This is a genomic window from Fontisubflavum oceani, assembly GCF_030407165.1.
Taxonomy (GTDB): Bacteria; Pseudomonadota; Alphaproteobacteria; order Rhodobacterales; family Rhodobacteraceae; genus Rhodophyticola; species Rhodophyticola oceani.
Genome location: NZ_CP129111.1, coordinates 2960319 through 2981374 on the forward strand (window position 1 = coordinate 2960319; position 21056 = coordinate 2981374).

Consider the following 21056-nt stretch of genomic DNA (forward strand, 5'->3'; position numbering starts at 1 on the left):
ATTTTGACCAAAATCCCCAAATGCATCGCCGGACTCCGCCATCCGGCCCGTCACTTAGAGGCGACATGAAAACGCTCCATCAAGCCCCGACCGATCCGGGGTTCGTGCAAAACCCCTACCCGTTCTACGCCAAGGCCAGAGAGGCCGGGCCGCTTATGTTCTGGGCCGAGTACGATCTGCCCTGCGCAACGACCCATGAGGCGGTGAACACGCTCCTTCGCGATCGGCGGTTTGGCCGCGAACCGGTTGAGGCTTTGCCGGTCCCCGATCACCTCGCCCCCTTCTACGCAGTCGAAGCCCATTCGATGCTGGAGTTGGAGCCGCCACGCCATACCCGCCTGCGCAGCCTCGTTTTGCGGGCCTTCACGTCGCGGCGGATCAAGGCACTCGCGCCTGAGATCGAGGCCCTCACCCACGCGTTGATTGGCGCGGCCCCCTCAGAACCCTTCGACCTGCTCGACGCTCTCGCCCGCCCCCTACCCGTCACGATCATCGCCCGGTTGCTCGGCGTGCCGGAAGAGATGGCCCCGGATCTCCTGCGCTGGTCCAATGCGATGGTCGGGATGTATCAGGCGGGCCGGACAGGGGCCGATGAAGACGCCGCCGTTCAGGCAACCGAAGACTTCGTGGCCTTCATGCGCGACTATGTCGACCGCCGCCGGGCTGAGCCGCGCGACGATTTGATCAGCCATCTGATCGCCGCCGAAGAGGATGGTGAGAAGCTTTCGACCGATGAGTTGATCACCACCTGCATTCTGCTTCTAAACGCGGGCCATGAGGCGACTGTGCATTCCATCGGCAATGGGGTGAAACTCTGCCTGGAAACCGGCGCGCAGCCCGGCGAGACCCCGGCATTGTTGATCGAAGAAATCCTGCGCTACGACCCGCCGCTGCATCTTTTCACGCGTTATGTCTATGAAGAAGTTGCGCTTTTTGGGCATAGGTTCCAGCGCGGCGATCAGGTCGGCTTGCTGCTGGCCTCCGCCGGGCGGGATGAGGCCGTGTATCAAGACGCTGAGACGTTCCAACCTGATCGGCAAGATGGCCCCGCCAATCTGGCTTTCGGCGCCGGGCTGCATTTCTGCGTCGGTGCACCGCTGGCCCGGCTGGAGATGCAGATTGCCCTGCCGATCCTGTTTCAGCGCTGCCCAAATCTGCGCCTCGCCGAAACACCGACCTATGCCGATATCTACCACTTCCACGGGCTAAACCGGTTGATCGTGCAGACCTGACGCAGAGCGCGCCGTCTAGACGCGCTCGCGACGGTGCATCTTCGGGCCGTCAATTCGAGCGGATATCACCGCCAAACCCGCTGCCCATATCCTCGATCACCGGATCGCCAAGCAGCCGGACGGACGCTCCGAACCGCGCCTCCACCGATGCAGTCTGATCGCCATAGACCACCGCCTCCGCGCCCGCACGGGCGGAGATATCGAGGTTGTGGCATTGGAACTCTCCAGCCCTGAGCGACGCGCCGGCGCGGATCTCCGCACTCAAGTCGGTACAGTTCCCCGACAGGCGCATGCTCGACCCGTTTTCGACGGTAACATCGGTTTCACCCGCGCTGCCATTGAACTGCAGGCTGGCCCCGGAGGAGGCATAAAGCGCCGTCTGATCGGCAGTGATGCTCGCGATCCGCAAAGAGGCGCCATGACGGGCTTCGCCCTCGAACGCTTCGACGCTGCTCGGAACCTCCGCGATCACCGATGCCCCGGCCCGCGACTCGACCCGGATCAGTTTCGGCATGTGAATCTCTACCTCGAACTGATCATTGCTATTGAGAGCCGAGCGGATCACCGGCGCGCGGCGCTCGATCCGCAGCACATCGCCATCCTGTTCGATCACCAACCGGTCGATATTGCCCCGCCGCGCTGTCGCCTCGACCTGAAACGGACCTTCATTGAGCGTCGCGCTGACGCCTTCAGCCACTTCGACCTCGGTAAATCCGTCAAACTGATAGACCCGATCCTGCGCTATCGCGCCGCTTGCCAGCAGCACGATCAGAACGGCCCCTGCTCCCAAATACTGCGTCATATGATTGCCCTCTCTCACTCACGGAAACGTGTGCAAGATGTATGTAAATCAATTTAACATACAAGAGCCGCTCCGGCAATATTTTGATCATGCGCGATGACAACCCCTGAGGCCCGCACCCACCGTGCGTCAGATTTTGCAGACCCGCGCGATCTGTTCAGCCTGCGCCTCAATTGCGGCGCGGCCCGCATTTATGGACTCTTCTGCGCGGAAGAACTCCAAAACTGTCAGGTCCGGCAAGCAGATGTCCACGGCGACATCCGCCGGGTCCGCCGCCATTCTGGTGCGGCGGAGATAATCGGTCAGCATATCAAGCGAGGACGACACCACATCGAACCCTTGCGGCGGGACCGGCCCGCGCGGCGGCGGCTTCGGCAACCAACCCTCAGGCAGGCTTTCACTCAACTGCTGATGCAATTGCTCGATCACCCCAAGCTCTTCCGAAGGTCGCCACACCCGCCCCTCGGCTTTGCCATTCGGGTTGATCGAAAGCACCACATCCGCCCCCTCCGCGCGACAGACCGAGACCGGCACGGGGTTGGTCAACCCGCCATCAACCAGCCATCGGCCATCCAAATAAGACGGCGTGAAAACCCCGGGGATCGACAGGGAGGCGCGGACGGCGGGCAAAAGCCGCCCATGCTGCAGCCAGACCTCGCGACCGGTTTCGAGATTGGTCGCCACCGCCGTGAAGGGCAGCGCCAGATCAGAAATGGCGCAATCAAGCCCCCACTGACCCAACACATTGGCAATCTGTTTGCCCGCAACCAGCCCGCCGGCAGAGAGCTGTAAATCGACCAGGCCGAGGAATTTGGTTTGGGTCAGGTCAAGCGCCCAATCCTGCAGCTCGGCCCGTTTGCCGCCAGCCTCCGCTGCCCCAACAAGCGCGCCCATGGAACAGCCCGCGACGACATCGGGGCGGATGCCCATATCCTCCAACGCAGCCAGCGCGCCGAGGTGACACCAGCCCCGGGCCCCGCCGGACCCAAGCGCCAATCCGATCCGGGGCCGCGCCGCCATCTACTCCGCCGCGAGGGTGCGTTTGCCGAGCATCGGGCCGAGATAGCGCCCGGTATGGGAGCGCTCCACCTCCGCCACTTTCTCCGGCGTGCCCGTGGCCACGACGGTGCCGCCGCCATCGCCCCCTCCGGGCCGATATCGATGATGTGATCGGCGGTCTTCACCACGTCGAGATTGTGCTCAATGACGATCACGGTGTTGCCCTGCTCCACCAACTCATGCAGCACCTCTAGCAGTTTTCGAACATCTTCGAAGTGCAATCCAGTGGTAGGCTCATCCAAAATATACAAAGTCCGACCTGTAGACCGTTTGGCCAGTTCTTTCGACAATTTGACCCTCTGCGCCTCGCCACCCGAGAGCGTCGTCGCCTGCTGCCCCACTTTGATATAGCCCAGACCGACCCGCATCAGCGCATCCATCTTCTCGCGGATGCTGGGGACCGCTTTGAAGAACTCTTGCGCATCCTCGACCGTCATATCGAGCACATCGGCGATGCTTTTGCCTTTGAATTTGATCTCCAAGGTCTCGCGATTATAGCGAGCGCCCTTGCAGGTCTCGCAGGTCACGTAGACATCGGGCAGGAAATGCATCTCGATCTTGATGACACCATCACCCTGGCACGCCTCGCACCGCCCGCCCTTCACATTGAACGAGAACCGGCCGGGTTTGTAGCCCCGCGCCTTGGCCTCGGGCAGCCCCGCGAACCAATCGCGGATCGGGGTGAAGGCGCCGGTATAGGTGGCCGGGTTCGACCGTGGCGTCCGGCCAATGGGCCGTTGGTCGATATCGATGACTTTGTCGAGATGCTCCAACCCCTTGATCGTCTCGCAGGGCGCAGGTGTCTGCCGCGCGCCGTTCAGCTTCATCGATGCGGTCTTGAACAGCGTCTCAATTGTCAGGGTGGATTTGCCGCCGCCAGACACGCCCGTGACACAGACGAACTTGGCCAGTGGGAAATCGACGGTCACATTCTGCAGATTGTTGCCGGTGGCCTTGACCACGGTCACCTTCTTCTTGTTGCCCTTGCGCCGGGTCGCGGGCACGGCGATCTCGCGGGTGCCCGCAAGGTACTGCCCGGTGATCGAAGCCGCGTCACCCATGATCTCCGCCGGGGTGCCTTGGCTGACGATCTGCCCGCCATGCACGCCAGCGCCCGGGCCGATATCGAAGACATAATCCGCCTCTCGGATCGCCTCCTCGTCATGTTCGACCACGATCACCGTGTTGCCCGCGTCTCGCAGGTTCTTCAGCGTTGTCAGAAGCCGATCATTGTCTCGCTGATGCAGCCCGATCGAGGGTTCATCGAGCACATAAAGTACGCCCTGCAACCCGCTGCCGATCTGGCTGGCCAAGCGAATGCGCTGGCTCTCGCCGCCTGACAGCGTGCCGGCATTCCGGCTTAGCGTTAGATATTCCAGGCCGACATTGTTCAGAAACCCAAGACGCTCTCGGATTTCCTTCAAAATCGCTCGGGCGATCTCGTTTTTCTGCTCCGTCAGGCTCTCCGGCACGGTATCACACCAAGCGGCGGCCTCGCGGATGCTCATCTGCACCACTTCGCCGACATGCAGGCCAGCGATCTTCACTGCCAGCGCTTCGGGACGCAGACGGAACCCATGGCACGACCCGCAGGAGCGATTGTTCTGATACCGTTCAAACTCTTCGCGAATCCAGGCGCTGTCCGTCTCGCGATAGCGGCGCTCCATATTTGGGATCACACCTTCGAAGCTGCGCGTCACTTGATAGACCCGACCGCCTTCATCATAGCGGAAGGGGATTTCCACATCGCCAGAGCCACGCAAAAACACCTGCTGTATCTCCGGCGCGATATCTTTCCACTTGGTCTTGGGATCGAACCCGTAATGATCCGCAATGGCCTGAATAGTCTGCAGGAAATAGGGTGACTTGCCTTTCCGCCATGGGGCAAGCGCGCCATCCTCAAGGGTCAGCGCCGCATCAGGCACCACCAGGCGCTCGTCGAAGAACAGCTCAACGCCCAGGCCATCACAGGAGGGGCAGGCCCCAAAGGGCGCGTTGAACGAAAACAGCCGCGGTTCGATCTCGGGGATCGTGAAGCCGCTCACCGGGCAGGCGAAATTCTCGGAGAACGTGATGCGCTCCGGCTCCGGCGTGGTGCCATCCTCCAGCGCCTTTGGCGCGGTTTCCAGAACCGCGATACCGTCGGCCAGATCCAGCGCGGTGCGAAAACTGTCCGCCAACCGAGTCTCGGCCCCCTCGCGGACCACGATCCGATCCACCACCACATCGATGTCATGGCGGAACTTCTTGTCCAGCACCGGCGGCTCGTCCAGCTCATAAAACGCGCCATCGACTTTGACGCGCTGAAAGCCCTGCTTGCGCAGTTCCAGGAATTCCTTGCGGTATTCGCCCTTCCGGTCGCGGATGATCGGCGCAAGCAGATAGCCGCGCGTGCCCTCCTCCAGCGCCATGACCCGGTCGACCATGTCTTGGACCTGCTGCGCCTCAATCGGCAGCCCCGTGGCAGGCGAAAACGGCGTTCCGACCCGGGCGAAGAGCAGACGCATATAGTCGTAAATCTCGGTGACCGTGCCGACCGTCGAGCGCGGGTTTTTCGAGGTTGTCTTCTGTTCAATCGAGATCGCCGGGCTGAGACCGCTGATATGGTCCACATCCGGCTTTTCCATCATATCGAGGAATTGCCGGGCATAGGCCGACAGCGACTCAACATAACGCCGTTGCCCCTCGGCATAGATGGTATCGAAGGCCAGCGAGGATTTCCCCGAACCTGACAGGCCAGTAATTACCACCAACTCATCACGCGGAATATCCACGTCGATATTCTTCAGATTGTGTTCGCGGGCACCGCGCACTTCGATCTTTTTCAGCTCAGCCATAAAGGCCCCCGATTAACCGTCGGTTCACACATAGGGGAGCGCGGCTGAGTCTCCAACGAAAAAATGCGAACGAAGCAGGAACATGCTGAGAGAGAGTCAGCTATGTGCAACCCGCCGGCTTATCCACAGCATCGAGACGAACCCGATCGCTGTGAGTATCACTGCGGCGGCCACCAATCCGTTGAGGCCGGCCGCGCCCATGGCAAGCGCAAAGATCGGGCTGCCGGTTGAGGTGCCGACATTGCCAAGCTGCGCCAAGGCGCCATTGGCTTCAGCTTGGGCCACCGGTTCCGTATTCAAGGCGGGGATCGCTGCAAAACCTGCGCCCGGCGCAACGCCGATGCTGACAAAGGCCAAAAAGGCCACCCAAGGACGGGCCAGATCGGGCACGATGACCAAGAGGATCATGGTCGTAATGGTCGTGATATAAGACAGGCGCAAAACCTCGATCGGCGGAAACCGCCGCGCGAGCCACCCGGCCAGGAACGTCCCGCCAAGCGCCGCGAGTGGCAGCACGCTGGCCACCACGGAGTCCGGCAACCCGCCCGCCACAAAGGGCGCAAGAAATGTCAGCAGTGCCACGAAAATCAATGTGTGCCAAAAGAAGCCGAGCGCAGGGGCCAGCCGGCGCGGATCGCTATAGATCGCCCGATGCGCCGCGATGAAGCCCGGCCAGGGCGCGGGCGATGGGCCGATACGGTCTACCATACGCCAGACCAAAGCCGCCAGGCACCAGAACCCCAACCCATGCAGCATCCAGACGCCGCCAAGCCCGCCGAGCTCGATCAACCCGGGCAGGATCAGGGCCGTGAGGGCGAAAGACACGCCAAAGAAGCTGGCCCAAAGCGCCATCACCATCGGCTGATCCTGCGGCGTGCTGATCCGGACCATCAAAACCGGCGCGGCCACCACAATCGAGAGATGCGCAACGCCCTCCAACACGCGCAACCCCAGCAAAAGCGGAAAGGCAGGCAAGAGCCCTTGCAGGATCGACAGCCCGCCGCCCGCGATAAGCGCGCTCAGCAAGACCGGCCGGGGCCCGAACCGCCCCGCACCCATCCCGGCGATGGCACCCAAAAATATGCCCGCGACGCCGACCGATGACACAACCAACGCCAAAACCGCCTCGGGCCGATCATAGACCTGGCTCAACGCGTCAAAGGCCAAGGATACTTTGCCGAATTGCGCCGCAGCAAAGAGGCCGATCACCCAAAGCAGGATCACCTGCGCCCAATCTGTTGTCTGTCGGGGGTCCATGCGCCCGGCATGACAGCGGGCAGCCGGAGGGTCAACCAGATCAACGAATGCTTCACAAATGAACCCGTCGGGCGTAGCATCTGACCCATATTTTATCCCGCGATTGCGCGGGACACATATTTTTACATATGAAGAGGGTTGGACCATGCGCCGGTTTCTCGCGAGTATTTTCCTGTCAATCTGGGCGGTTGTGCCCGCTCAAGCCCAAGTCGATGAAACGCCAGCCGCTATCCTGGTGCTGGATGCCTCCGGCTCCATGTGGGGCCAAATCGACGGGGTGAATAAGATCGTCATCGCCCGCGAAGTGATTGGCGAGATGCTGCAAGACCTGCCCAGCTCGCAGGCTTTGGGCCTGACCGTCTATGGCCACCGAACCCGCGGCGATTGTGCCGATATCGAGACATTGATCGAACCCGGGCTCGACACCCGCGACGCGATTGCCACGGCGGTCAACGCGATCAACCCACGCGGTCGAACGCCGATGACTGCCTCGGTCGTTGAGGCCGCCCGCGCCCTCCGCCACACCGAAAACGCGGCGACCGTGATCTTGGTTTCCGATGGGATCGAGACTTGCGAGGCCGACCCCTGCGCCATTGCCGCCGAGCTTGAGGCCGCAGGTGTGGGGTTCACCGCCCATGTGATCGGCTTTGACGTGGAAGACCCAGAGGCGCGGGCGCAGATGCAGTGCATTGCCGATAATACCGGCGGCCAATTCCTGACCGCCGACAATGCCGAAGAGCTTGCCGAGGCGTTGGAACAGGTCGCCGTGGCCCCTGCCCCGATCACGACGCCGGTGACCATCCGCGCGGTTGTCGAGCCAGACATGTCGGCGCCTGTCTCTCCGCTGGAATGGTCCATCTTCGACGCCGATGGCAGCCCGGTCCAGGGCGCGACGCAGGCGCCGAGCCTGACGCTGGCGCTTCTGCCGGGGACCTACCGGGCGCAGGTGCTGCGCATGGCGCAAGGCACCGAACATGGCGCAAGCTTCACGGTCGAAAAAGGAGTAGAGCAGACCGTGACGGTCGCCCTGCCCTTTATCCCGCCGCCGAGTTTCGAGGTCACCTTCACTGCCCGGATCGGTGGCGAGGCCGGCCCGATCATCACCGACCCGGTGCTCTGGGACATCCGCCCGTTGCCGGAGAACGTCGCAGAGACCGAAGAGGGCAATGAGTTGGTCTTTGACCTGGAAGGCGGCTCCTACACCGCCAACGCCTATTGGACGGTGCAGGAGGTCAGCGAAGAGGTTCAGTTCGTCGTCGTCGATGCGCCCCGAACCGTGACCGTGGTTTTTGAAGAGCCGCCGCTCATCGCAAGCCTCATCGCACCGGAGACCGCCGTGGCCGGATCAACCATTGAGATCGGCTGGACCGGCCCGGACATGGATGGCGACTATATCGGCATCGGCCTGGCCAGCGAGATGGGTGGCAATACCTGGCGAAACTACACCTATACCGAAGACGGCAGCCCGCTTGGCCTTCTGGTGCCACCAGAGCCCGGCGACTATCTGATCGGCTATTTCCTCGGCGACGGGCGCGAGCGCATCGCGATTGCGCCTCTGACCGTGACACCGGTTGAAATAACGTTGACGGCGCCGGAAACGGCCACCGCAGGCGACACGATCGAGATTGGTTGGATCGGGCCGGACTATGAAGGAGATTATGTCGGGATCGGTCGCGCTGATGCCTCTGGTGGCAACCTGTGGGAAAACTACACCTATACCCGCGATGGCAATCCGCTTGATCTTTTGGTCCCGCCGACGCCGGGCAGCTATCTGATCAGCTATTTCCTCAGCCAAGATCGGACGCAGATGGTCTCGGTTCCGATTGAGGTGACCGATGTGCAGGTGTCGATCACCGCACCGCCGGAAGCGGTTGCGGGGTCCAGCATTGAGGTTGGCTGGACCGGCCCCGACTACGACAATGACTATATCAGCATCGGCCCGGTTGACGCCTCGGGCGGCGATCTTTGGCAGAACTACACCTATACGCGTGATGGCAGCCCGATGGACCTGCTGGTGCCGCCAGAACCGGGAGAGTATCTGATCAGCTATTTCATCGGTCAGGACCGCGAGATCATGGCCCAGGTGCCGATCACGGTCACCGAGTTGCAGGTCGGGATCACCGCGCCGGACAGCGCGGTCGCCGGGTCGACCATCGAAATCGGCTGGACCGGCCCCGATTACCAGAACGACTATATCGGGATTGGCCGGGCCGATGCGCGCGGCGGTGATCAGTGGGAGAACTACACCTATACCCGCGACGGAGCACCGCTTGACCTATTGGTCCCCACGACACCCGGCGCCTATGTCATCACCTATTTCCTGGGTCAGGATCGCGAAGTGATGGCGCAAGTGCCGATCACGGTCACGCCGCTGCAATCCGAGCTGACCGCGCCCGCTACAGCGATTGCCGGTGAAATGATCGAGATCGGGTGGGTCGGGCCAGATTACGACAATGACTATATCGGCATCGGTCCATCCGGCGCGAGCGGCGGCGATCTGTGGCAGAACTACACCTATACGCGCGATGGCAACCCGCTGCGCCTGCTCATGCCGCCAACAGGCGGCGACTACGTGATCACCTATTTCCTCGGCCAAGACCGTGATCCGTTGGCCAGCGCCACGATCTCGATCAGCCCAGTGGCGGCCACGCTGACCGCCCCGGCCCAGGCCCCGGCGGGAGGCACGATTGAGGTCGGCTGGACCGGGCCCGATTATAACAATGACTATATCGGCATCGGCCGCGCAGGCGCGACCGGCGGCGCACAATGGGAGGAGTATGTATACACCCGGAACGGCAACCCGATGATCATCGACGTGCCTGACGAGCCCGGCGCCTATGTGCTGCGTTACTTCCTCGGGCAGGATCGGGTCGTGATCGCCGAACACCCGCTCGTGGTGCAGTGACGCCGATCAAATGCGGGGCGATCTGACTAAGGCCGCCTCGCAAGTCTGACCACAGTCCGCCAGAGCGCCCGCGACCACGGCGCCGCCGCCAGATACGTCATTTCGCATCTAGACGGTCTTGTGATATCATCGCCCGGTCAGATCCAAGACGTCAGACGGCCCGCAAAAATCTAGAGAATCTGGTGATGTTTTGAGCCAAATGCGCGGGAATACCACACATAAAGACCGCGAATACCCTTGCAAAAACAAGAGCTTCCCCGGTGATCCAGTTTAGTCATTCAGAATTCGAGGTCCAGCCGCAACGCCGAGGACTACCGCGACGTTTATCCAAGCAGTTTAGTCATTCAGAATTCGAGGTCCAGCCGCAACAATCGACCGACGGCATGTGTGGATAGATCGAGTTTAGTCATTCAGAATTCGAGGTCCAGCCGCAACTGAGAAGATGGCGTCAGGAAACTACCGCTAAGTTTAGTCATTCAGAATTCGAGGTCCAGCCGCAACACCAGCTCACGGCTGACGGTGTTCATCGCGAATTTAGTCATTCAGAATTCGAGGTCCAGCCGCAACCCGCTAGGCATCGCAAAGTGGCCGAAACTGAGTTTAGTCATTCAGAATTCGAGGTCCAGCCGCAACACAGATGGACGACACGTTACGGAAGAGTTTAGTTTAGTCATTCAGAATTCGAGGTCCAGCCGCAACCGATCTGCAGCTATGTCAACCCTAAGCGCAGACGATCAGATATGGATCACCCGGTCATACGCGTCGAGCACGCTTTCGTGCATCATTTCGCTTAAGGTCGGATGCGGGAAGACGGCCTCCATCAGGTCTTCCTCCGTGGTCTCCAATTGACGGCCCACCACATAGCCTTGGATCAGTTCGGTCACCTCCGCACCGATCATATGAGCGCCGAGAAGTTCCCCCGTCTTGGCGTCAAAGACCGTTTTGATCATGCCCTCTTGTTCACCAAGCGCAATTGCTTTGCCGTTACCAATGAAGGGGAAGCGGCCGACCTTCACGTCATAGCCGAGCTCCTTCGCCTTGGCCTCGGAATAGCCCACGCTGGCGACCTGCGGGTGGCAATAGGTGCAGCCCGCGATGCTTTCGGGTTTCACCGGATGGACCTTGTTTTTGCCCGCGATTAGCTCGGCGACCATCACGCCTTCATGGGAGGCTTTGTGGGCCAACCAAGGCGCCCCCGCGATGTCGCCGATGGCATAGAGCCCCTCGACCCCGGTCCGGCAATACTCATCTGTCACCACATGGGTCCGGTCGATCTTCACGCCAAGCGCCTCAAGCCCCAGACCTTCCACATTCCCGACGATGCCGACCGCGGAAATCACCGTGTCGAACTCTTGCGTTTTGACCTTGCCGCCGACTTCGATATGGGCGGTGACTTTGTCTGCTGCGCGGTCGAGTTTCTTGACCATCGCCTTTTGCAGGATCTTCATCCCCTGCTTCTCAAAGCTCTTCTTGGCGAAGGCGCTGATCTCGGCATCTTCGACCGGCAAGACCCGATCCATCACTTCGACCACCGTCGTGTCGGCCCCCAGAGTATTATAGAAGCTTGCAAATTCGATGCCGATGGCACCGGACCCGATCACCAGCAGTTTCTTCGGCATATGCGGCGGCTGCAGCGCGGCCTTATAGGTCCAAACACGTTTGCCATCGGCCTCAAGCCCCGGCAATTCACGCGCCCGCGCGCCGGTCGCCAGAATGATCGCCTTTGCCGTCAACTCTTCGGTGCCTTTGTCGGTCTTGACGCTCACCTTGCCCTTCGCGGGGATCGACGCCGCGCCCATGACCACCGCCACTTTGTTCTTCTTCATCAGATGCGACACGCCGCCCGAGAGCTGCTTGGCCACCTTGCGCGAACGATCGACCACCGCGTCGAGGTCATAGCCGATGCCATCGGCTTTCAGCCCGAACTCCTTGGCCCGGTGCATCAGATGGAACACCTCCGAAGAGCGCAGCATCGCCTTGGTCGGAATACAGCCCCAGTTGAGACAGATGCCGCCCATATGTTCCCGCTCGACAATCGCGACGTTCAGGCCCAACTGGCTGGCACGAATGGCGGCCACATAGCCCCCGGGCCCGGCCCCGATTACAACGACGTCAAAACTCTTAGCAGCCATGGGTGATCCTCCTGGCGGAAATTTTGTTCAGCATTAAACTATCTCTGGGCACATCGCAATTGACCTCTGCCGCGCAGCATTGTCGCGGGGTCACTCCGACATCAGCCAGGCGTTTGTCGTGGCGATCACCTGGTCCAATGTCTCCGCCCCGGTGAAGACGTTGAACACGTGATCCATCTCCAACAACACCAGTTCATCGGCCGCATTGTCGCGCGCCTCCAAGACGGTTTGCCCCATCTCGGGCTGTGGCGTGATCAGCTCGTCATTCGAGCCGACAATCACCATCACCTGGCCAGGATAGCCCGAGATCGCGCCAACCGGATCGCTCTCGGGGATTTCCTGAAAGAATGCGCCATTCAACTCCATTTCAACACCCCAGGGCAAGGTGAAGCCCACAGGCACCGAGGGTGCGACCGACAGCCCCGCTTCCATCACGTCGGCACCAAAAAGTGTCGGATAAGTCTCCGCCGGCGCTGTCACGGGATTGAGCAACACCACGCGAGACAGATCGGGGCGTTCCGCCGCCAAATGCGCCGCAACCAGGCCGCCCTGGCTCCAACCAATCACCGCAATCTGCCGCCCTTCAAGATCGGGATGGCGCGCCATCCAATCGACGGCGGCCACTGCATCTTCGATCTGTGTGGAGAAGGTCGTCTCTTCCCAGGGCATTTCCAGGCTTTCGCCAGAGCCACGGAAATCAATCCGGAGGCTCGGCATGCCCGCTGCCGCCAAGGCCCGCGCAAATCGGGTGTAGACGAAGTCTTCGGTGCCCTCGACGGGCAGCTCATCTCGCGTGCCCGTAAATCCATGCAGCAGAAGCACGGCAGGCCCCGCCCCGTCCGAGGTCTCATAGCTGCCGATCATGCTATCGCCGGAGACATCCAGCCGCACAGTTTCGGCCAGTCCGGCCCCCGTCATCGCCAGCCCGATGGCCAGCCCCAATCCGATCCGCATCCGCGCCTCCTTATGATTCATGATCATGGGGCGCACGCGCGATCTCAGATCAGGCCGCCGCCTCCAGGTCAGTTACGATCCTGCCATAGCCGCCCTCTTCCATAAAGCGCTGTTCCTCGGGCGAGCTTTTGCGGTCCAAGGCGTCATTGCGAAACGGGAACCGGCCGAATGTGCGGATGATCTCCCGATGCGCGCGGGCATGAAGCAGGTTGTTGCCCGTGGTCATGCGTTCTTTCATCAAGCGTACGCAGTGGTCTTGGTCGGCCAAGACCTCGGAATGGCAAAATGGCATATAGAAGAACTGCCGCTCTGGCTCATCGGCGCGCATATCCCAGCCTTCTTTGATGCTGTAGCACGCCGCCGAGAGCGCCTTGCGATCCGTGGCGAAGGCCCGGGCCTGGCCGCGGAACATGTTGCGCGGGAACTGATCAAGCAGGATCACCAATGCCAGGGCCTTTCGGGGATGGCTGGTCCAGGTGGCAAGCTCACCACGCTCACCAGCCTCCCAAAGCTGCAAGAACCTGTCGGTGATCTGATCGTCGAGGGCTTGGTCCTGTTTGTACCAATGCTCCGGTTCACATTCGGTCAACCAAAATGCCAGCACATCCTCTGACGGGTGGGGTGTCATTGTGCTCTCCTCTTCATCCGACTCTTGACGGTCGTACCATCACTCTACACAGCGGAGACCGGCTTGTCTGCCGCTTCTTCGTCTTCCAGCGCGGCTTCAATAAAGGCTTCCTGCGCCAGTTCCATCGCGACCGGCGAGGCCGTGGGCATCACAGGGGCATAGCTGCCCGTATCCACAGCCAAAGGTGCCGGGCGCACAGTCATCCGATAGGCAGCATAGACCGCCAATCCTGCCATAAGTGCGACGATATAAAGGAAGTATCCTTGCGGCCCGGCCACATTCATCAAGGCCCCCACGATCAACGGACCAAAGATCGCCCCCACCCCATTGATAAAGATCATTCGGCCTCCGGCGGCAGCCATCTGATCATGCTCCAAGAAGTCATTCGTATAAGCGATCAGCAACGCATAAAGCGGGTTCGCCATACCCCCGACGACGAAGGCCGCGACCAAGATCAGATAGAAACTCCCACCACTGAAGATCGCCAAGACCCCAGCCACTGCGCCCAAAGCGCTGACGATCAAGATCAACCGGCGGCGATCCATCCGGTCTGAAATCCAGCCAATCGGATATTGTAGAAGAAGTCCGCCAACATAGAAGCTGGCCACGAAGATCGAGATTTGTCCGAGGCTGAACCCAACCTCGGTGGCATAGACCGCCGACATGCCGAACATGGCCGAGAACACGCCGCCAAGCACGAAGATCCCCATACAGCCAAGCGGAGACACCTGGATGATCTCGCGGAACCCCATGGGCCGCGTCGCCTCAAACGCGGGTGTTGGCGTGACCGACAACAGGATCGGCGCGAAGGCGAGCGAGACCAGAACCGACAGGATAATGAAGAGGTTATAGCCCGATGGATCGCCCGCAACCAAAAGCGCCTGGGCCGAGACCACGCCCGCCAATTGCACCACCATATAGACCGAGAGCGTCTTGCCCCGGTTCTCATTCGTGGTGGAATTGTTGAGCCAGCTCTCCGCCGTCACATAAACGCCCGAGAAACAGAACCCGATGATCAGGCGCAGCACGGTCCAACTGATCGGATCGGTCAGAACCGGGAACAGGATCAGAGCGGCGGAGACCAGAGAGCCGAGGGCGGCAAAGACCCGGATATGCCCGACCCGCCGGATCATCTCGGGCGCGAGGCGCGAGCCGCCCAAGAAGCCCGCGAAATAGGCCGACATGATGACCGACAGTTCGACGGTCGAGAATCCCTCGATATCGCCGCGCACGCCCAAAAGCGTGCCTTGCAGCCCGTTCCCAACCATCAAGAGCAGCATCCCGAGCAGCAAAGCCCAAGACGACCGAAGCACATCAAACATAGCGCGTCCCTAACCGATGCGACTCAGTGTGGACGTCCAAACGCGTCTTGGTCTGTCACATCTGCGACGGAATGAGCAAAGACGCGTCGCCATAGGAGAAAAATCTATACTCATTCTCAATGGCATGAGCATAGATTTCTTTGACCCGCTCCGGTCCCATCAGGGCCGAGACCAGCATCATCAGCGTCGATTTCGGCAGGTGGAAATTGGTCATCAGCGCATCGGTGATTTTGAACCGATACCCAGGATAGATGAAGATATCGGTGTCGCCCTGCCAGGGCGCGAGGCTGCCATCCTCCGCCGCCGCAGTTTCGATCAGGCGGAGCGCGGTGGTGCCGACCGGAATGATCCGCCCGCCCTCTGCCCGGGTCGCACTGATCTCGGCGGCAGCCTCGGTGCCGATCTCGCCCCATTCGGCATGCATCCGGTGCGTGGTGACGTCATCCACGGTAACCGGCAAGAAGGTCCCTGCCCCCACATGCAAGGTCACGAAACTCATTGCCACGCCACGCGCGCGGAGCGCACTCACCAATGCTTCATCGAAATGCAAGCTGGCCGTCGGGGCGGCAACGGCACCGGAGCGGCGCGCCCAGATGGTTTGGTAGTCGTCTTTGTCCTGCGCATCGGCCGGGCGTTTGCCGGCGATATAGGGTGGCAATGGCATGGCCCCTGCCGCGTTCAAAGCCGCGTCGAAATCCGTGCCGGTCAGGTTGAAGCGAAGATGCAGGCCCTCGGCCAGGGCCGTCACTTCGGCGGAGAGTTCATCGGAGAACATCACGGTCTCGCCAATCGCAAGCTTGCGCAAGGGTTTTGCCAAAGCCGACCAACTGCCATCGGCTTGCGGCTCCAGCAGCGTCACTTCGATCTTGGCTTGCACCACTTCTTGGCCCGTATCGCGGCGGCGCATCCCGGTCAGACGCGCCGGGATCACTTTGGTATCGTTCAAGACCAGCCGATCGCCGGGGCGTAAAATATCCGGCAAGTCAAACACATGCCGATCATGGGTCGCGGCCCCATCGGCCAAGAGCAACCGCGCAGAAGAGCGTGGTTTGGCGGGCCGGGTGGCGATCAGCCGCTCCGGCAGGTTGAAATCGAAATCAGAGAGTTTCACTGGCTAAGCTCCGGTGGCGGGCGGCGAAAGATGTCGCGGAAGATTCCTGGTGTCAGAATCGACAAGGGGTTCACGTTCACCCGGGTATTATCAGGCGTCCCCGTCAGGCGATAGCTAACGCCAAACAGCCCTTCGCGACGAGGAGAAAAGAGAGCCCCAATCACCCCATTCACAATGTAAAACGGCGACACGACCCCCTGCATATCAAACTGACGATTGGCGATGTCATATACACCATCCATCGAAATCCCCATGGATGGGCCCACAGCCGTGCCCTGCTCGATGACAATCGCGCGCGGCGTCAATCGGAACCGCGCTTCAACCTCGCCCAGATTGATGCCCGAGCCGCCAAGTTGATCCAACAGCCCGACAACCGAGATGACATTGAGCAATTCGGCCATCGCCGGCGCATTTCGAAGCCGAGGGCCCGCGATCATCAATTGCCCGTTATAACTGCCCGTCTGACCCGTCGGTTGCAGCACCAAATCCATCGCCCCGCCATAAGCGTTCTCATAAAGCCCCGCGGCACGCAGCACCGCACCACCATCATCGGATCGAAGCCGGACCGCCGCCCCGTCGCTGGTGGTGACCAAAGTTCCCGCAACCGTTGCAGCGCCATTCACGTCCCCTCGGAACTGCCCCGACAGCCCGCCGGTCGTCGTCAATTCAGCAACAAGGCCCCTGAGCGCGATGCCATCACTCACCTGCAACCGATCTAGCCGCACGGTGATTGGCCCACCGCCGCCCGTCCCCGCGCCGCCGCCAGACGACGGGGCACGACGCAGATCAAGGCTGCCGCCGACGATCTCAACTGCTGGTGCCCTATCGGCACCGCGACCCACCAGATCCCCCGTCACATCCAACCATTCGCCCAACCGGAATTGGGCGGCGCTCAGCCGGTCCAACCCGCCGCCCTCTCGCAAGCTGATCGCGCCATCAAGGGTCAACCCCGCCGCCTCGACCTGCAATGAGGTCACTGCGGGGTTGGGGCCCAAACGCACGGTCGCAGCCAAGCGGCCGCTATCCCCGGTGCCTTTGCCCCAAGAAAGCGCGTCCAGACGCAGGCCCAGACCCGTCAAATCCGATGTCACGACCACATCGGGCGGCCCGCCTCCCGGTTCCAAATCAAGTGCGAAGTCGGCGGCGGCGGCGCCGGTCATCACCCCGCTTGGCAGGGTCGCGCCAAACGCCGCCAATGTTTCCGCCGAAAGCGGGCCTGACCCTTCCAACCGGCTTCGGCCACCGGCATCAGGGCCCAAGGTCCGGCTCCAAACACCAGTCGCCGCGACCCCGTCGAGATCAGCACGGCCACTGATCGCGACACGGTCCGGCACCACCTCCACCTGCAATTGCTCTGCGCGCAGCGTCCGACCCTCGATCAGCGTTTCCGACCGGACATTTCTCAGGGTGCCGGTCACATCAAACGCCAAGCGGTCGAATGGCACTTGGTTCAACAGCGGCAATTGCAACTGTCCGCGCAAACTGGCCTGTCCGGAGGCCAGTGTTTCCGCCGAAAGCGTGCCATCCGCGAACAGGTTCACGGGTGGCAGTTCCAGCAAACTCAACACATCTGGCAGCGCCCCGGCCGCCCGCAGGTCGAAGCGGGTGTCGGGCCCACGCGGGCGCACATCGTCGATCACCATGGTTGATCCAGCCATCTCGACACTACCGCCCAAAGGCGCGGTGACGCGGCCTTCGCTCAACGACAGGACAAACCGCGGCCCCACAAGCGACAGATAACCGCGCCCCTCTTCGATTGGTGGCAGATGGCGCAGAGCGCGAAGCGTTGTGGCGTCAAAATCCATCCGAAGCGCATGGGTGGGCCCCTCGCCCGCCTCTTGCCGGAAAGCGAAGTTCACGTTGCTCAGGTCGGCAGCGATGAGGTTTTGCTCAAGCCAACCGCGGGTGTTGGGGATGGCCGCCGTGGGCCAATAGGGCAAAACACTCTCTGCGGCGATCTCGGGGATTTCGGCGTCGATCCTTGCGCTCAGCCCCGCAGGCTCTGCCGCCAAGACACCCTCGGCGCGGACGTGCAAAGGCCCGTCAAAGAGCACCGCTTGCCCCAGTTCGAGTTGTACGAATGGCAGAAGTGACAGGCGCATATCCATCGCCCCGCCTTCGAACTGCACCGGCGCCTCAAAAACGCCCTCCGGGTTGGCGGCGATATTCGCGAATTGAAATTGGCCCACATAGGTTGTGCCGTCCGGCATCAAATCGGCATGGCCAGTGGCGTCGAAGCTGAGCGCCAGCGCATCCAAGTTCAGCTCCGAGAAGCTGAGCCGGGCTGTTTCGGCATCATACTCGAAATAAGCGCTGAGCGCGTTGAAGGGGAGGGGCTCCACACCCTCACCGAGGTTCAGATGCCCCGCGCCAATATCCAGAGCTGCGTTCAAATCGCCGATCGTCCCATCATCGGTCAGCCGCGTCGTGACCGCGCCCGAGATCGGCGCGCGTATCAGGTCGAGCCAAGCAAGCGCAGGCACGCCTGCTGCCGCATCGCGCGCCGCGAGGTTTTGATATTGGACGCGCATATCCGTGCGCCCCAATTCGGGGTTGCGGGTCACGGCCAAAGACAGGGAGGTGTCGCGGCTGCCCTCGATCTGCCCGCCCATCGTGAGCGTCAGCGCCGCGCCCTTTTTGACCAAGCGCATATTTCCGTTATGGGCGCGCAACACCTGATTGCTGATTTCGTCATCCAAGACCAACTCCAAGCCGGTGCCGGTGATCTCTTCAAGATCGGCGAAGAAGGGCTGCGCGAACATCGCGTCGATCCGCGCCAAGGTCTCGCGCAGGTCGCGCGCTTCTGCGGCACTGTCATCGCTTAGAGCCAGGTCGAACCGCCCCTCCGCATCGCGCCCCGCCCGGATCCCGGCGCCAGTGATCTCCACCCGATAGGGCCGCATCTGCCCGCTCAGAAGCGCGCGCCCATTCAGATGCACGGACAGTTCCGGAAACCGCGCCCGGAGTTCGCCCGCGTCGCGCATCACCACATCGCTCAGAACGATTTGCGGCGTCACCCCGCCCTCGCGGAGCGCGATGCTCATATCGCCAATCTCAATCTCATTGGCGAGCATCGCTTGATCCAGCCGCGCCTCGATCCGGTCCTGCACCATGTCGGGCAAGCGGATCATATTCTCCATCGCCATATAGAGGACGCCGGCGGCAAACAGGATCGGGATCGAGATCAGAGCCGTCAGGGTCACGCTGCACCAATAGACAACCCGGCGGCGCCTGCGCCGGGGTTTGGGAAGCGGTGTCTCCTCTGGCTGCTCTGCCATTTTTGGCCTGTGGCTAAGGGTGATGCCCTATCGCGTGATCTTGGGCTTTATCTTCGTCGCAAATCCCCTAGCTTGCAAACCGAACGCGGCCAAGCCGCTTGTCACAATCAGATGAGGTGCATGATGCTCGATATTGGTTCCCCCGCCCCGGATTTCACCCTCCCCCGAGATGGCGGCGGCGAGGTGACGCTGTCAGCCGCGCAACCAAAGCCGGTTGTGCTCTATTTCTACCCCAAGGATGACACGCCCGGCTGCACCAAGGAGGCCATCGCCTTCACCGGGCTGGCCGCCGAGTTCGAAGCCGCCGGTGCAATGATCATCGGTATCTCGAAAGACACGGTCGCCAAGCATGACAAATTCATCGCCAAACATGATCTGGGCATCGCGCTGGTCTCAGATGCCGAAAGCGACACCTGCGAGCGCTATGGCACCTGGGTCGAGAAGAACATGTATGGCAAGAAATATATGGGGATTGAGCGTGCCACCTTCCTGATCGGCGGCGATGGCAAGATCGCGCAGATCTGGCGCAAGGTGAAAGTGCCGGGCCATGCCGAGGCCGTGCTTGAGGCGGTTCGCACACTGTGACCTCGCTTGCCGAAATGGCCGTTACGGTTCTAAGCACGGCGGATGCGCGGGCCAAAACCGCCCTGTCGCGCGACTATGCGGCGCAGTGGAAAGCCTCGCGCGCCGAGGGTGGTACGCCGATCCCGATTGGGTCGGCGACGCCGCCAGATCGCCCCGCCCGACCCGCCGAGCCGCCGCTTTTGGACCCGCGCGAGGTCCCACGTCGGAAGCCAGGCACCACCGCCGGGCGCACCGCGATCCTGCATGCGGTCGCGCATATCGAGCTGAATGCGGTGGACTTGCACTGGGACATCATCGCGCGCTTCGCCCATGTGCCAATGCCGATGGGGTTTTACGACGATTGGGTGCAGGCCGCAGATGAAGAATCCAAGCATTTCAACCTGATCGCCGATTGTCTTGAAGTGATGGAAAGCCACTACGGTGCCCTGCCCGCCCATGCCGGAATGTGGCGCGCGGCGGAGGACACGGCAGAGGACTTCATGGGGCGGCTGGCCGTCGTGCCGATGGTGCTTGAGGCGCGCGGCCTCGACGTCACGCCCGGCATGATCGACATCTTTCGCCGGGCGGGCGATGCGCCCGGTGCCAAGCAGGCCGTGGCGGCAATGGAGGTCATTTATCTAGAAGAAGTTCATCACGTGGCTTATGGCTCGAAATGGTTCCACTTCCTCTGTGGCCGCGAGGACATTGATCCGAAAGAGGCGTTTCATCGGTTGGTCCGGCGCTATTTCCATGGCGTCCTCAAGCCCCCTTTCAATGAAGAGAAACGCGCCGAGGCTGGTTTGCCACCCGATTTCTATTGGCCGCTCTCCGAAAAAACGGTTTGAGCGCCTGATATATCGGCGGTTTTTTGCCCAAACCCGGCAACAATGGCGTCTTTTAGCCACATTTATCGATAAAAGATTGAGGCAAAAATCCCCATCGCTTATGCCCATGCGGAGCTTCGGTGCCGCACGG

At 61.4% G+C, this 21056-nt stretch carries 13 protein-coding genes, 1 pseudogene and 1 CRISPR repeat array; of the genes and pseudogenes, 4 read left to right on the forward strand and 10 right to left on the reverse strand.

Annotated features, from left to right (window positions below; all coding sequences use genetic code 11):
• Window positions 1–65: 65 nt before the first annotated feature.
• Entirely contained in the window at window positions 66–1232 is a 1167-nt protein-coding gene (locus QTA57_RS15080) for a cytochrome P450 (protein WP_290152227.1), read from the forward strand.
• 49 nt (window positions 1233–1281) lie between these two features.
• On the opposite strand, the gene QTA57_RS15085 is transcribed toward QTA57_RS15080, so the two are convergent.
• From QTA57_RS15085 to QTA57_RS15100, 4 genes and pseudogenes are all read right to left on the reverse strand, one after another.
• Window positions 1282–2034, reverse strand: a complete 753-nt coding sequence (locus tag QTA57_RS15085) for a GIN domain-containing protein (protein WP_290152229.1) — start codon at window positions 2032–2034, stop codon at window positions 1282–1284.
• A gap of 129 nt (window positions 2035–2163) precedes the next feature.
• A complete protein-coding gene (locus QTA57_RS15090) occupies window positions 2164–3054 on the reverse strand; it encodes a patatin-like phospholipase family protein (protein ID WP_290152230.1) in 891 nt (296 codons plus the stop codon).
• A pseudogene (gene uvrA, locus QTA57_RS15095) lies at window positions 3055–5930 on the reverse strand (excinuclease ABC subunit UvrA).
• Between the two features lie 96 nt (window positions 5931–6026).
• Complete coding sequence (locus QTA57_RS15100) at window positions 6027–7187, reverse strand: MFS transporter (protein ID WP_290152231.1); 1161 nt, start codon at window positions 7185–7187, stop codon at window positions 6027–6029.
• A 145-nt stretch (window positions 7188–7332) separates the two neighbouring features.
• On the opposite strand from QTA57_RS15100, the gene QTA57_RS15105 reads away from it, so the two are divergent.
• On the forward strand, window positions 7333–10092 hold the full coding sequence (locus tag QTA57_RS15105) for a vWA domain-containing protein (RefSeq protein ID WP_290152232.1): 2760 nt from the start codon (window positions 7333–7335) through the stop codon (window positions 10090–10092).
• A gap of 267 nt (window positions 10093–10359) precedes the next feature.
• Window positions 10360–10791: a CRISPR direct-repeat array (repeat unit 36 nt; unit sequence AGTTTAGTCATTCAGAATTCGAGGTCCAGCCGCAAC).
• 35 nt (window positions 10792–10826) lie between these two features.
• On the opposite strand, the gene lpdA is transcribed toward QTA57_RS15105, so the two are convergent.
• From lpdA to QTA57_RS15135, 6 genes are all read right to left on the reverse strand, one after another.
• Window positions 10827–12224, reverse strand: coding sequence for a dihydrolipoyl dehydrogenase (gene lpdA, locus QTA57_RS15110; RefSeq protein WP_290152233.1), 1398 nt, complete (start codon window positions 12222–12224; stop codon window positions 10827–10829).
• 90 nt (window positions 12225–12314) lie between these two features.
• The gene (locus QTA57_RS15115; protein ID WP_290152235.1) at window positions 12315–13178 is read right to left on the reverse strand and encodes an alpha/beta hydrolase family protein; all 864 of its coding nucleotides are present in this window, start codon (window positions 13176–13178) and stop codon (window positions 12315–12317) included.
• Between the two features lie 49 nt (window positions 13179–13227).
• Window positions 13228–13806: a DUF924 family protein gene (locus tag QTA57_RS15120; RefSeq protein WP_290152237.1), complete on the reverse strand. Its 579-nt coding sequence runs from the start codon at window positions 13804–13806 to the stop codon at window positions 13228–13230.
• Window positions 13807–13850: 44 nt separating this feature from the next.
• Window positions 13851–15128: an MFS transporter gene (locus QTA57_RS15125; RefSeq protein ID WP_290152238.1), complete on the reverse strand. Its 1278-nt coding sequence runs from the start codon at window positions 15126–15128 to the stop codon at window positions 13851–13853.
• A gap of 55 nt (window positions 15129–15183) precedes the next feature.
• Window positions 15184–16239, reverse strand: coding sequence for a tRNA preQ1(34) S-adenosylmethionine ribosyltransferase-isomerase QueA (queA, locus tag QTA57_RS15130; RefSeq protein WP_290152240.1), 1056 nt, complete (start codon window positions 16237–16239; stop codon window positions 15184–15186).
• A complete protein-coding gene (locus tag QTA57_RS15135) occupies window positions 16236–19517 on the reverse strand; it encodes a YhdP family protein (protein WP_290152241.1) in 3282 nt (1093 codons plus the stop codon). Before QTA57_RS15135 ends, queA begins: the two co-directional genes overlap by 4 nt.
• A gap of 123 nt (window positions 19518–19640) precedes the next feature.
• Here QTA57_RS15135 and QTA57_RS15140 point away from each other — a divergent pair, with 123 nt between their 5' ends.
• Together QTA57_RS15140 and QTA57_RS15145 are read left to right on the forward strand one after the other, a co-directional pair.
• Window positions 19641–20102 carry a peroxiredoxin gene (locus QTA57_RS15140; RefSeq protein ID WP_290152242.1) on the forward strand — a complete coding sequence of 154 codons (462 nt, stop codon included), beginning with the start codon at window positions 19641–19643 and terminating at the stop codon, window positions 20100–20102.
• Window positions 20103–20116: 14 nt separating this feature from the next.
• The gene (locus QTA57_RS15145) at window positions 20117–20926 is read left to right on the forward strand and encodes a ferritin-like domain-containing protein (RefSeq protein ID WP_290154945.1); all 810 of its coding nucleotides are present in this window, start codon (window positions 20117–20119) and stop codon (window positions 20924–20926) included.
• The last annotated feature ends 130 nt before the right edge of the window (window positions 20927–21056 follow it).